13 protein-coding genes are annotated in these 14,153 nt (G+C 34.3%); all 13 read right to left on the bottom strand.

All coding sequences use genetic code 11. The annotated features are described in order from the left end of the window. Positions 1-70: 70 nt before the first annotated feature. On the bottom strand, positions 71-1,015 hold the full coding sequence (locus GBH57_RS01650; protein WP_151672312.1) for a DUF547 domain-containing protein: 945 nt from the start codon (positions 1,013-1,015) through the stop codon (positions 71-73). Positions 1,016-1,103: 88 nt separating this feature from the next. Further along, positions 1,104-1,988, bottom strand: coding sequence for a sterol desaturase family protein (locus GBH57_RS01645; protein WP_151672311.1), 885 nt, complete (start codon positions 1,986-1,988; stop codon positions 1,104-1,106). Between the two features lie 72 nt (positions 1,989-2,060). After that, a complete protein-coding gene (gene arsM / locus GBH57_RS01640; RefSeq protein WP_151672310.1) occupies positions 2,061-3,029 on the bottom strand; it encodes an arsenosugar biosynthesis arsenite methyltransferase ArsM in 969 nt (322 codons plus the stop codon). A 61-nt stretch (positions 3,030-3,090) separates the two neighbouring features. Further along, entirely contained in the window at positions 3,091-3,288 is a 198-nt protein-coding gene (locus GBH57_RS01635) for a hypothetical protein (protein WP_151672309.1), read from the bottom strand. A 1-nt stretch (position 3,289) separates the two neighbouring features. Beyond that, positions 3,290-4,102: a purine-nucleoside phosphorylase gene (locus tag GBH57_RS01630; RefSeq protein ID WP_151672308.1), complete on the bottom strand. Its 813-nt coding sequence runs from the start codon at positions 4,100-4,102 to the stop codon at positions 3,290-3,292. 41 nt (positions 4,103-4,143) lie between these two features. Then, a complete protein-coding gene (locus GBH57_RS01625; protein ID WP_151672307.1) occupies positions 4,144-4,827 on the bottom strand; it encodes a TIGR04282 family arsenosugar biosynthesis glycosyltransferase in 684 nt (227 codons plus the stop codon). After that, positions 4,827-5,342, bottom strand: coding sequence for a rhodanese-like domain-containing protein (locus GBH57_RS01620; protein ID WP_151672306.1), 516 nt, complete (start codon positions 5,340-5,342; stop codon positions 4,827-4,829). Before GBH57_RS01620 ends, GBH57_RS01625 begins: the two co-directional genes overlap by 1 nt. 33 nt (positions 5,343-5,375) lie before the next feature. Continuing rightward, positions 5,376-6,203 (bottom strand): metallophosphoesterase family protein, encoded by an 828-nt coding sequence (locus GBH57_RS01615; RefSeq protein WP_151672305.1) that lies wholly within the window; start codon positions 6,201-6,203, stop codon positions 5,376-5,378. Next, positions 6,188-7,522, bottom strand: a complete 1,335-nt coding sequence (locus tag GBH57_RS01610) for a sodium:solute symporter family transporter (RefSeq protein ID WP_151672304.1) — start codon at positions 7,520-7,522, stop codon at positions 6,188-6,190. Before GBH57_RS01610 ends, GBH57_RS01615 begins: the two co-directional genes overlap by 16 nt. A gap of 20 nt (positions 7,523-7,542) precedes the next feature. After that, positions 7,543-8,985 (bottom strand): SusD/RagB family nutrient-binding outer membrane lipoprotein, encoded by a 1,443-nt coding sequence (locus tag GBH57_RS01605; RefSeq protein WP_151672303.1) that lies wholly within the window; start codon positions 8,983-8,985, stop codon positions 7,543-7,545. Positions 8,986-9,042: 57 nt separating this feature from the next. Then, on the bottom strand, positions 9,043-12,258 hold the full coding sequence (locus GBH57_RS01600) for a SusC/RagA family TonB-linked outer membrane protein (protein WP_151672302.1): 3,216 nt from the start codon (positions 12,256-12,258) through the stop codon (positions 9,043-9,045). A 99-nt stretch (positions 12,259-12,357) separates the two neighbouring features. Further along, entirely contained in the window at positions 12,358-12,969 is a 612-nt protein-coding gene (locus tag GBH57_RS01595; RefSeq protein ID WP_235904627.1) for a TIGR04282 family arsenosugar biosynthesis glycosyltransferase, read from the bottom strand. Positions 12,970-13,054: 85 nt separating this feature from the next. After that, positions 13,055-14,122, bottom strand: a complete 1,068-nt coding sequence (gene arsS / locus GBH57_RS01590; RefSeq protein WP_151672301.1) for an arsenosugar biosynthesis radical SAM (seleno)protein ArsS — start codon at positions 14,120-14,122, stop codon at positions 13,055-13,057. Between the last annotated feature and the right edge of the window lie 31 nt (positions 14,123-14,153).

The raw sequence follows: 14,153 nt of genomic DNA, 5'->3' as shown, positions 1-14,153 counted from the left end.
AAAAAAATAACACCTACTGTACTGTTAACAAATGCTTGGGCTAATTTTAATATAAGATTAGTAAGCCTGCTTATTTATTAAGTTCCCAATTGTAATCCATATAACGCACTTTAGCATCTTCGGAAATTTTAACTTCTGAAAACTTGTTCAAATAATCAATTACACTTCCGTTTTGTTTAAAATCCTTTGAAAACCAATCAAAAATTTTAGAAATTTCGATGCTGTTTTCCGAAATCATATTTCGGCTAGAGTCATTTATAAATTTTGTAGCAACAATATTTAATTGGCTAGCTACTTTGGCCGCTGTAAAGGCTTCGTTTAATAAAGGTGGGCAAGAGAATGATGCGCAGTTTATACCAAAGTGAATACGAGCATCTCCCATTTTACGCAATATTTGGTGTTCAATTTCCTCCAGATTGTAATATTTGTCGCCCAGTTTCCAATAGCGTTGATCCCAAGGTTTTTTAATATCCTTAATGCTTTCTACTGGCCAATTACGTAAAATTAAATCGATAGTCATTGCATTATAGGCATTCATCCAATAAGCAAGTTTCTCGTTTTGTGTCCAATCATCCTGAGGTATATTTTCACCTAAAGCTTTTATATAATTTGATAGCACTTTTCGGTTACGTTTAAAACCTTCGTAATTGACATTTCCATTAGCACTAACATTGTTTTGTAATAGAGTGTTAAAGGATTGGTGGGCAAGAGTGATATTTTTAACTAGCGGTAGAGTCATTGGTTCCACTTTAGGTTGAGGTACCACTTTAGGAGGGTTTATTTCAACTGTAACAGGTGTTATGTTTTCTGGAACTTGAGGAGCAACGCTTTTTTTATCTAATTCTGAAACAGGCCGAGTTTTAGCAATAAGCCTTCCATTGCTTACTGTTATGTTATCGTTAATAACACTTTTATCAAAATCAGAAGGTTTTGGAGTTTCTTCGACAACTTTTTTTGTGTTGTTACAAGACAGTAATGTTATAAACGCAATTGAAAGTAATAATAGCTTTTTCATATGAAGAAATTTGTTGATGAAAGTATATGAGACGTGTTGTATTGACAACAATTACAATCATTATTCCAAAAAGATATGATAGCCTTTTTTATTTCTCTTGTGATAGAGGATATGCTTCTTGCTTTAAAAAAGTTTTTGGAAATTTTTCATCATCATCAAATCCTAATTCGATGTCACGTCCATTATAGGGTACATGATTAGTGCCAAAAAGGTAATCCCAGATACTTAAAGATATTCCATAATTAATTCCATTTTTATGGTTTTCAGGAAGCTCTTTTACGTGATGCCAAATATGCATTTTGGGGTTGTTGAAAACATATTTTAAAACACCGTAATCCCAGCCTAGGTTTGCGTGATTTAAATGCCCAATAGTTAGTGCTGAGAAATGAACAATCGCAACTTGCTCTACATTAAATCCACCAATAATGGCAAGCGGTATGTATAAAATAGATTTGTAAACTATAGGTTCCATCCAGTGATACCTTAGGTGGCCAGCAAAGCCCATCTCTTTAATTGAGTGGTGAACTTTGTGAAAATTCCAAAGGAAAGGTACGCGGTGTAAAAGCCTGTGTGTATTCCATTGTACAAAATCTGTTATTATAAAAAAGATAAGTAAACCTACTCCAAAAGGTAAAGCGTTTAAATCTAATAATTGAAAATCACTTAAATTTAAATTAACTAATCCAAGGGCATCGTTAAATAAACTTTCGGCTGTATTTGAAAGAACTATTAACACTATTAGGTTCAGTAAGAAAAAATTGAAAAACATATAGAAAGTATCCAACCAAAAGTCTTTTCTGAAAATCTTTTGATTTTTTCGCCACGGGAATGCAATTTCAAGTCCCCATACAATTAGTGAAACTATAATCAATCCGTAGAAATAGTTGTCCCAATGGAATGATGTGATTTCACTTATTAAATAATTGAAATATCCTTGATAGGAATCTTTAAATATGTTGATGTATTTATTCATAAAAAATAGTCTGTTATTCAGACGAACAACAGACTATAAAATTACAATTTTAATATGACAATTTTGTTTAATTTAACAACATCCACCACCGTCATAATGGAAAGTAGATTCACTAAAGTAGATATCATTTCTTCCTAGTTCTTTTAAAGCCCCTGCTGTTTTATCACAAATAGCTAAGGGTTGGTTTTTTAATAAAATGTGTCCTAGGTCATCATCAAAGAAATCTTGGTCACCGTAATAAATAGCTGCTTTTCCAGTAAAAATACAAGGGCCGTCTTCTGGCATTGGGTCTTTAATTGCTGCAACTTCTATAGATTCGATATAGATTAACTCGTCTGTAGGATAATTTTTAGGATCTAAAATTCTATAAGGTTTTCTAGCTCTAATTTCAATAGTTCCAAAACCAACATCGGTTAATGCTTTTACATATTCTGCAATAGGAAGACTTCCGCTTAAGCACAATGCTCGTAAACGATCGTCATCACGTAATGTTTGATTCATTTCTTGTTCACAAGTAGGATCGCTCATTACTAATTTACCGTGAGGTTTTAAAACTCGGTACATTTCCTTAATGGCCTTTTTAAGATCTTCTGCTTTAAAAATATTGAATAAACAGTTTTGCGCTGCTACATCAATAGAGTTGTCTTCCACAGGAAGGTTAAGTGCATCCCCTTTTTTGAGGTCAACAAATTCGCTTTTAAACCAATCGTTTTGTTCTTCTGCTATTTTGAAGTTTTTACGTGATGCTTCTAGCATTTCGTCAACAACATCAATACCCACAACGCCATTTTTTTGACGATTGAAATAAGAGAATTGTAATAATTCCATTCCTCCACCAACGCCTACATAAAGCATTTTAGGGTTGTTTGATAAATCGCGTGCGTGAACAGTACTACCACAACCGTAGTTCATTTCCTGCATAATTTTAGGAATTTTTAAACCTGGTAACTCCCATATTGGGTTTGTAGTGCAGCATAATCCAACATCTGGAGTTAAGGCTGCTTTTTTGTAAACATCGTGTGTAGCATCTAAATAGCTCATGTGTATTTGTTTTATTTTAGTGATTATCTACCTTTTAAAGAAGTTGATAGGTACAAGTATTTTAATTTTCGGAGGTTTTGTTGCGCTCCTTATTGATAGAATATACTGATAGCAAACCGGCAGAAAGCCATATTGCCCGGTAAATCCAAATATTAACTTCTGCACCGAATAGCGTTACAATTTCATTAGGATTTAAAATTGAAACAGTGAGTTTAAAAAAAGCAACTCCAATTAATAACACTGAAAAAACATTTTTCATTTTAAAGTGTTTTAATTAATTCTGTAAAAAGTGTAATCATTTGAGGTTCTGCTGTTCCTGCATGTGCGATAATATCAGCAATATCTACTGGCTTCAAATTATCTGGGTCGCATTCATCAGTTAAAACTGATAATGCAATAACAGGAAGGTTTAAGTGGTTTGCAACAATAATTTCAGGAACAGTACTCATCCCAACAGCATCAGCTCCTATAATTTTTAAATAGCGATATTCAGCACGAGTTTCAAGTTGTGGTCCAACAACACTTGCATATACCCCTTTGTGTAAATTGATATTGTTTTTAGAAGCAATTTCTTCAAGAGAAGCATTCATTTTAGCATCATAAGGCGCGCTTAAATCTACAAAGCGCTCACCAAGTTTTTCAACTCCTTTAAAAGCTAGGGGAGATCCTCCTTGTAAATTGATGTGATCATCAATTAACATGATTTCTCCCTTTTTAAAGTTAAGATTTATTGCTCCAGAGGCATTGCTTACAAGAAGTTTAGAAATACCAAGTTCTTTCATTACACGTACAGGGAAAGTAACATCAGTTAAAGAATATCCTTCATAAACATGAAAACGACCTTGCATTAACACCACTTTTTTACCAGCTAATTCTCCATAAATCAATTTTCCTTTATGAAATTCAACCGTTGCTGTAGGAAAGTTAGGAATGTGATTGTAGCTCATTTCAGCTTCAATAGTAACTTCATCAATAATTTTCCCTAAACCTGTCCCTAGAATAATTCCTACTTCTGGTTTTCCGAAGCCTCTACTTTGTAGAAACTCTACTGCTTCTTTAATATATTTTTTCATATGTGTTTGTATAATTTAAATCTCTTTAAAAAGAGCTATTGTTATTTTTTTAATTCCGCCGGAAAAAATTGTTGAAATACTTCTATATCAGCAATATCTTCATAATAATCCACATCATTTTTTTTATCTAATAATGCGATTTTTTTATCTTTTAAATCTGCAAGTGTGCTTTCTAAAACGGTATCTGTACCCCAAGTTTTATTTTTAAACACAGCTTGTTGCACTTCTTTCATTCCTAGTAAATAATATCCTCCATCTTTTGCTGGGCCTACAACAGCGTCACTATCAATTAATTTATTGAAGGCGTTTTGTAAATCGTTTGTAGTCATATCATACATATCACTACCAATGATAATTGCTCGAGAATATCCCATTTCAAAAACATCGTCAAAAGCATTTTGCATTCTAATTCCTAAGTCGTCACCGTATTGTGTTTTCTTTCTAAAAATCGTTTCATCCCAAAGGTCATTATCACGTTTTTTTACAGAATAAAAAACAAATTTATCTACATTCAATGGTGTGGTAATGTCCACAGTATGTCGTAATAAAAATTTATAAATCTCTAAAGCCGATTCATCACCAACAGTAGCTGCTAAGCGAGTTTTGCATTTTCCTAATTCTGCATTTCGAGTAAAAATAATAAGTGCGTTTTTAGAAGTGGGATAGTGAAATACATCATTATCTTTTCTGGCATTATCATCATTTTTAATTCCTAATATAGCCATTAATTATTATCTGTTTTATAAACTTTAATACCTCGGTTTAACCATTTGCTCCATCCTTTTGAAAACGTGTGGACACTATCCGTTTCAACTGATGCGTTGTTTACAATAGGGTAGTCGTTATTTTTCCATTCAAAGATACCACCGTATAAGTTTTTCACATTTGTAAATCCAGCTTTTTTGAGTTTTTCTCCTATTTCTTCACTTCTAATTCCAAGGGAACAATACACAATAATGGGAGCATCTTTATCTTTTATTTCTTCGGAAATATCATCTGCCGAAAACTTGTTAAACCCAATTAAAGTTGCACCATCTATATGGCTTACTTCATATTCGTTTTGCTCTCTTGAATCTAATATTGCAATATCACTATTAAGTTGGAGCATTCTCAGTTCTTGCACCGAAATATATGGGATACTTTGCGTGTTGTATTGATTTAATAATGCCTCTAAAGTTTTCTGAGCAAAGCCATAGCTTACTGAAAATAGAAAAGTTATTGTAATTATAATTTTTGTCATTTTTTAGTACTATTCAAATTATGCCTTACTGAGTTAAATACGTATTCCAAAACCTTGTAAGCCACTTTCTACAGCGGGTAAAATTTCGGTATTGTCCCAAATTCCTGTTACTATTGTTCTAGCGTATTCTTCAGGTAACAAACCGTTTTTCATAAGTTGGCTTGTAAGTTGATGATTGTAATTCATTGTATAATGTGATGCAATCATCTTGCCATTTATTTCTTCTAAAACAGCATACCATACGTGCGGTTCACCATCATTTGCAGGCATTCCTATTACACCAGGATTAATCCACTGTTTTTTATTTTGTTCATCTTTAAAAGGCAGTCCACAATGCCCTGCAATTATGACATCACTTTTAGTGTCATTAAAAGAAGTTTCTTTTAAACTCCAAGGGGTGCTTTTAAATATAAACTCAGATACATTGTTGTATGAACCATGTACAACGGTATTAATATTTCCGCCGAAACTAAAGGTAATATGATCTGGTAGTGTTGCGATAAAATCTAATGAGTTTTGGGTTAATTTACTTTGGGCAAAAGGGTACCATAATTGTGAAAAACCATCACATCTGCTTCCTTCTCTAAAGTCACAGCCACAGTCTGTTTCATTGTCTCGTAGTTGGATTTCAACATTTCCAACAATACTTCGTGCTCCCCACAATTTAAACAACTGAATTGTTTCTTCGGGTTGTGCACAATAGCCAATTATATCACCCGTGCAAATGCAGTTTTCAGGCGCAATATTTAATTCTTCTGAAATATGTTTCAGTTTTTCGAGTGCTTGCAGATTGCTGTAAACACCACCAAAAATTAATATTTTACCGTCTAAAATTCCTAAATTTTCTATCTTTTTATCCACAATGGTGCTATATATAAAATTATACAAGTTGCTATTCCCCAAACATTCACCCACAATAGGTCTGCGTATCTTCCTTTAGTTAAAATTAATGCCTCTGGAAATGTATTAAAGAGAAGCAAGAAGCCGAATACCAAACCAGAAATTACACTTAAATAAAAACTGATTTTCGGCACTTTTAAATTCCAAAATAAAAATACAGGAGTTAATCCAATAACCATTGTTCCAGAAATTGTTGTGGCACTTAATATTTCGGCATTTAAAAACACTGGGATTGTTCCTAAAATGGCAATTATAGCCATTGATAATCTTCCAAAGGTTAGGTTGTTTCCTAGCTTTAAATCTACCGCTAGTAATTTTGAAAAGGATGAAAATGTAGAGTCTAGTGTGGAAGCGGCTGAGGTTATCATAATAAAATTAATAACAAGCAGTATTACTACACCAAATGCTTTTCCAACTTCAACTGCTGCTTGTCCTTTCATTCCTTCGCTTTGAGCATACACGCCAATAACACTAAAAAGTATAATACATATAGCGCCTAAAACACTTGCCCATAAAAAACTGCGTCTTGTTACCCTTGGTGAGCTTAAAAAGGCACGATCTGTCAATACGGGGTCATGGAAAGGGTAACTAAAGGATTGGATTATTGCAGCAAAAAATAGGTTAAGTCCAAGTTCAAAAGTCCAGCTGCCCGAAAGTGCAACTTCTGTAACCGAAATATCTCCCTTTGTAAATACAGCTCCTAAAATAATAATTAATAATACCGAAAATAATACCATTTGTATTACATCTGTAAAAATTGAACTACTTAGTCCACCTTTAATTGCATATGCTAAAGTTAGGGATGTAAAAACAAGAATTGCCCAATAATAAGCTGCAGTTCCAGAATCTCCAAAATAATTACCAATAACCATCGTATTGCTCCATACTTCATTGAAAAGCCTAATGGCAATTAAAATAGAAAATAGTGCCATTGCCCCTTTTCCAAAACGTGTAGTTAAAAAATGATGAATACTTGAAAACCCACCTTTAACTCTTAGTTGATATATAAGTACTCCCGCCACAGCAAAGGATAAATAATATCCCGCATACGCTACACCACCAACAATTCCAAAATCTAAACCTAAGTTGGCAGCATTGGTAATACTCTTTGCGAAGATCCACGATATAATCAAACTCCCTGTTAACCATAGAGCAGAAGGCGCTTTCTTTTTATGATTCGCCTTAAAAAACTGATCTGCATTTTTTGCTAATGGCGACAAAAAAAACAGTATCAAACTTGATACGATTATTAGAAGCCATTGCCAGATAATTGTTTCCATCTTTTTTTGTTATTCTACAATTATTCGTCCCACCAAACAGGTGTATCTAAACTATTACCATTAGTAGCAGTAGCAGCCTGTTGGTAATTTTCATTGTTTAAAGCTTCTTCCTCTGAAGGGTAAGGCATTCTAATAGGAATTAAACCTCCATTTAAACTAGATTGTACATCTAGAAATGTTGGAAATCCAGTTCGTTTCCATTCAATCCATCCTTCATATCCATTAATAATTTGTGCTATCCATTTCTGAGTGACAATTTGTTCAATAGGCGAAGTCCCAATAGCATTATATGCTGCGGCTCCTGATAAGTAATCTGATGGGAGTTCAGTTTGCCAATATTCAAATGCTAAGGCAACTCCAGTCTCATAAAGTGATTGTGGGTCTGCATTAATGATTCCTCTTTCGGCTGCTTCAGCTAGATTGAAATAGGTCTCCCAAGCCGTTAGAAAATTAGCGTCTAATGAAGAAGTATCTTCTCTAAAAGCGGTACCTGCTAATGATAGTGAAGCCAACTCTATTGAGGTAGTTGATGCGTCAATTCCGTTAATTAAACCTTCAAATTCAATGCCATTTGAGTTTTCTGTTGGGCGAAAAAATTGTCTTATACGAGTATCGTTTAAGTTCTTTAATACGTTTTCCATTGTTTCAGATAACACAAAATTATTGAAATCTCCCACACGTAGTTGGGCAAGTCTAAAGCTATTAGGGTCTGTGTTTGTGAAATTGAAAATAGCATTTTGACTGTTTGCCGTAAAGTAATTTCCGCTTTCAAAAATTGCTTGCATTTCTAGTGAAACATCTACCTTATTACTAATGCGAAGGAGCTGTTTTATTTTTAGAGAATTTCCGAAGGTAATCCATGCGTTTAAATCGCCATTAAATAATATATCGCCATCGAGGGGAATCACATCATTATAGGCTTCTATTGCCGCTATACCCTTGTCAATATTATCTAAAATGCCATCTTCATTGAGATAAATATGTTCTTGTAAATCATAACGCGGAGTTACGGTGCCATTAACACCATTAAATGCTTCACTGTACGGAACATCACCAAACATGTCAGTCAATCCAGCAGTCATATATGCTTTTAATAGCAGCGCAGGACCTTCGTAAACAGCATAGGTATTTACGCTTTGTGCTTGTTCTAGTATTATTTGATTGTCACGAAGATTCGTGTAAAATATAGGCCAAGGATTTCCCCCCAATTGAGGCGATTTTAATGCGTGACGATCAAATAAATTAAAGTCTAAAGCGGTTCGATGTTGTGATAATAAATCGCCAGCTACAAAACCTTCGTAACTCATTTGTTCACCAAAATCATAAATAACTTGTCTAAGCAACAGGCTTGGTTGCACGTTATTAGGGGCATTTGGATTTGTATTTATTTCTTCAAAATCTTTTGTACAACTCGATGCTAGTATCAAGCAAAGCAAGCTGAATATTTTAAATGTTATTTTCATACTATATATTTTAAAACTGCTACACCTTATAAAGGTGTAATTCAAACAGCCATTTAATTAAAAATTAATACTAGCTTTTAAACCAAAACTTCTTGTAGTTGCATAGCTCATATCTTCAACACCACTAACAAAGCCATTACCTTGAACTGCTAATTGTTCAGGGTCAAAATGAGGGTTTTCAGTAATAGCAAATATGTTTTTACCAATAAATGAAACACTAATATCACCACCTTCTTCAAGCCCTAAAGCTCCTTTGTTTAAGTCAAAAGTATAGCCTATTGAAAACTGACGTAGCTTTAAATAACTAGCATCATATACGTTGTTCTCTTCATGATTTCGATCATAAAATTGACGGTAATAACTTTCAGCAGAAACTGCTGTCGTGTTAGGTACATAATTTGGGTTCTCTACAGTTCCTGTATTTACAACTCCGTTTGCAACAATACCTTCTTCAGGTCTGTATGCTGTTTCGGCTAATTGACCACCTACGTTACCTAATGCACTCGTTCTTGATACAATTTCTCCGCCTTGTCTCCAATCTAAAAGAAATGATGCATTCCATTTTTTGTAAGCAAATTCATTATTCCATCCCAATACAAAATCTGGATTATAGTTCCCTAATAATTGAAGCTCGTTATCTGCTATGTATTTACCTTCGTTATCAATGATAAAGCCGCCATTTTCGTTTTTTAAATAACCGGTCCCGTAGATATCTCCCACTTGTCCGCCTTCTTCCACTTGAAACCAAACTGTTTGATTTGCACTATCGTAAATACGGCTATAAGCAAGTGTTAATCGACCTTCTTCTTGTGGTAAGCTTTCCACAACAGCTTTGCTTGTGCTAAAATTGAAAGTAGAATTCCATTGAAAATTATAGGTTTTCACAGGTGTTAATCCTACAATAGCTTCAAGCCCTTGACTTCTTACATTTCCACCATTTACAACCTGTTGATTATACCCAGATGAAATAGCAATTGGCAATGAAATAATTTGATCTTTCGTTAATGCATTGTAATAACTAACATCTAGCTTTACTTTGCTTTTAAATAATCTAACATCAAAACCAACCTCATAATTTGTTACACTTTCTGGACGCAGATTCGCATTTGGAATAAAATCTTGATCACTAAATGTAGGCTGACCGTTAAATGGTGTTTGCGATACAAAAGCACCCGTAGTTTGATATGGCTGAGTATCGTTTCCCACTTGCGCATAGCTCACTCTCAACTTTGCAAAGGAAACTTGAGAAGGGAGATCAAAAACTTCGGAAATTATAAAACTCGAAGATATGCTAGGATAAAAGAATGACGTGTTATCAACCGAAAAAGGTGTAGCTAACGCACTTGACCAATCATTTCGACCTGTGATATCTAAAAATAGAAAGTTTTTATAACCAAATTTCGCAATTCCATATACCGAATTTATCCTCTTTTGAGACTGAAATTCAAACACCTCTAAAGGAGAGGCGGCATTGTTTAAACTAAAAATACCTGGTTGTGCAAGGTTAACTGTTTGTGTTTGTTTTGTAGAAGCGGTTTGATCTAATCTATTTCCACCTAAAGAGAAATCTATTTTAATACTACCAAGGTCTTTTTTGTAATTCAATAAATAATCAGTGTTAATTTCACGGTATTTTACGTCGTGTTCTGCATATGCGCCGTTACTAAATCTATTACTACTAAAAGCCCTTCTTAGTTGGCGTTGTTCGCTAGAGTAGTCCATTCCTGTGCGGAGTGTTGCGCTAAATGCTGGAGTGAATTGGTGTTTCAAACTAATATTTCCGAAGACACGATCACGATCAAAACTATTTCGGTTTTCAAATAATATGAAATATGGATTATCAAAAAAGGTATAGTTAAATGAATATTGCTGCACACCTTCAAGACCGGGTTGCCAGTAGTCACGCAAACTATTAATATTAAGTGAGCGAGGTCCCCAAGCCACTAGAGAATAATTTACATTTTCACTTCCATATCCATTACTTGGACGATTATCACTACTGGAATTAACGTAGCTAATCGATGCGTCAATATCAGTTTTTTCGGAAGGGTCAAAATGTAGTTTTGTTGCTACTGTTTGACGATCTAGATTGACTCCTGGAATTATGGATTCACTTCTTAAATCGGTGAACGATAGTCGATAATTACCATTTCCGAAGCCAGTTGCTACACTAATATTATTGATAGTTGTTACTCCAGTTTTATAAAAGTCTTTCAAATTATCTGGGTTACTATTAAATGGCGTTGCGGTAATAGGAAGGCCATTGTATAAAGCGGTGTCACCACCACGAACAAAGGTTCCGTTGGGCAATTCTACAGGGCTGTCAAATTGTGGAATAAGTAAACCACTATCTAATCTTGGCCCCCAAGAATAGGTAATGTTATCATTTGTTCCACCGCCAAGGCCATCAACATATTCAAACTGTCCTGAGTTTCCTTGGCCATATTGATTTTGAAATTCTGGGAGTTTAAAAGCACTGTCAATAAAGGTTGAAGTATTAATGCTAATTCCCATTCCTTCTGAATTTCCACCTCCTTTTGTTTCAATAACAATAACACCATTTGATGCTCGAGTTCCATAAAGAGCTGCGGCACTTGGGCCTTTTAGAACAGTAACACTAGCAATATCGTCTGGGTTAACTTCCATCGCTCCATTTCCAAAATCAATTTCCTGAAATCCAGCAGCAGCTTCGTTTGTAAAGTTGAAAACAGTTTCGTTGTTTATAGGTACTCCGTCAACAACAAATAGTGGATTATTATTTGAAAAAGAAGCTTCACCTCGAATAGTTACTTTAGATGAAGAGCCTACTCCTGTGGCACCTTGAGAAACTGTTACTCCTGCTAGTTTTCCAGATAAGTTATCTAAAAAATTTACAGCTTTCACTTCATTTATGTCTTCAGCTTTTATAGTTTGAACAGTATAGCCAAGTTCTTTTTCTTCACGTTTAATACCAAGTGCTGTAATAACAACTTCATTAAGGGCTTCTTCTGAAACCGGTAATAATATGAATAAACTACTTTCATTAAAATACGTGTATTCTAATGTTTTAAATCCAATTGCAGAGACTGTAAAAACAGTTTTAGACATAGGTGCTATCATTGAGAAATTACCATCGATGTCTGTTGTTGTTCCTTGGTCTGTGCCTTTGGCGCTAATGTTAGCAAAAGCAATAGGTTGATTGTCAAAAGCACTTTTTACAGTACCCGAAATGGTATTTTGAGTATAGCCAATAAAACTGCAAAGCAGTAATATAGCAACATATAGTTGTTTCATTAATAAGGAATTGGTTTGAGTAAAACAATTTGAAACTCCGTTTATAAATCGAAATTCAATAAACCCTTTCTATTATGGCAAAAGGGAATTTGTCTGTAATTATAAAGAAGGAAAAGGAGATCCTTTGTTGAAGTAGATTTTTTGATGAAACATGTTGTCTCTAAAAGACAGTATTCTCAGAGGAAGCTTTTCAGAATAAAAAAAAGCACGAAGTATTTTTAGGAGTTCTTCCGAAATTTTCTGGAATCCATCAATAAAGCTCTTTGCATCATCAATATTATCAATATCGTTAAGGCTTTCAAGTAGGGTAACTTCTATGTTTTTAGTGCTAAATAGTCGAGTGATATTTTGTGTAAGTCTTGATGTTTGCCACGGTAATTTTAAAAATAATGCAGCATTAAAATGAGACTTGTTTAAACCTAATAAATAGTATCCACCATCACGAGATGGTCCTAATACCATAGCTTTTTTTTCTAACTCTTTTGCAGCCTTTAAAAGTTGTGATGTTTTTAGCCTCGGGGAATCATTACCAATTGTGATAACATTTTCAAATCCCTGAGCATATACTTGCTTTATGGCATTTGTATATCGCTCACCAAATGAATTTCCTATTTGTTCAGTTTCAGAAATATGAAAATAGGGAAGGCCAGTTTTTTCAACTTTAGCAATAGTTTTCTTATTGAGTTCATTGAAAAGTACAGCCGATTTCAAAAAGGGTTTTGAAACTCCTTCTTGCTTGCCAGATTGGGCAAAGATTAATATGGCTGTTTTTTTATAGATAACTTTTTTCTTAGTGTTAGTTAGCAACAGTACCTTGACAACTACTTCCTGCTCCTGCAGTACAGCCGTAACAATGTTGCGAAATCATTATATTTCTATCGTTTAGTAAATCTTCATTATAATCTTTAATATGCTTCACTTTGCTAGCAACAGGTAATTTTAGCATTTGGTTAAAATCGCAATCATATAAAAAACCATCCCAGCTAATTGAAATTGTATTAGTGCACATAACATTTTCTACAGCGGCTGGATTGTATGCTTCCACAAGTTGATACATGTAATCTTCATAGTTTTCACTTGCAATTAAGTAATCAAGAAAACGGGCAATTGGTAAGTTAGTAATGGCGAAAAGGCTGTGAAAACGAATATCAAAATCTTCTAATAAAGCTGCTTTCATTTCCTTTTCCATACTCGCTTGGTCTCCTGGAAGGTAAGCACCATTAGGATTGTAAACTAGGTCTAAACGCAAATCGCTATCTGGCATTCCGTAGCCTACTGCATTAAGTTCTTGTAAGGCTTTAATACTCATGTCAAAAACACCTTCACCACGTTGTTTGTCAGTTTTTCCTCGCGTCCAGTGTGGCATAGAACTCACAACATGTACATTGTGTTTCTTGAAAAATTCTGGTAAGTCGTGATATTTTTTATTAGCTCGAATAATTGTCAAATTACTTCTTACAATAAAATCCTTAATTCCTGCTTTACTAGCTTCCTCAACAAAACGACGAAAATGTGGATTCATTTCCGGGGCACCACCTGTCAAATCTAATGTATGGGCTTCGGTGTTTTTAATTACTTCAAGACATTGCTCCATGGTCTCCCAAGTCATAATTTCTTTACGATCTGGACCTGCATCTACGTGACAGTGTTCGCACACTTGATTACACATATAGCCTACATTAATTTGAAGAATTTCAAGTTTTTTAGGGCGAAGAGGAAGCTGATTTGTTTCCTTAATTTTTTTAGCAAAAGTGGGTAGTTCTCCATTTTGAAAAATACCATTGCTTAAAATTTCGAGTTGGCGTTTTGCATTTGCAAGTTCGGCATCTCTTTTTTGTAGTGACTGTTGTTTTAATTTTGCCATATGTAATACCCGCAAAGGCGGGGGACCTTAG

The sequence above is a fragment of the Patiriisocius marinus genome, from assembly GCF_008974325.1.
Classification (GTDB): Bacteria; Bacteroidota; Bacteroidia; order Flavobacteriales; family Flavobacteriaceae; genus Patiriisocius; species Patiriisocius marinus.
This window is presented reverse-complemented; position numbering and strand designations above follow the sequence as displayed.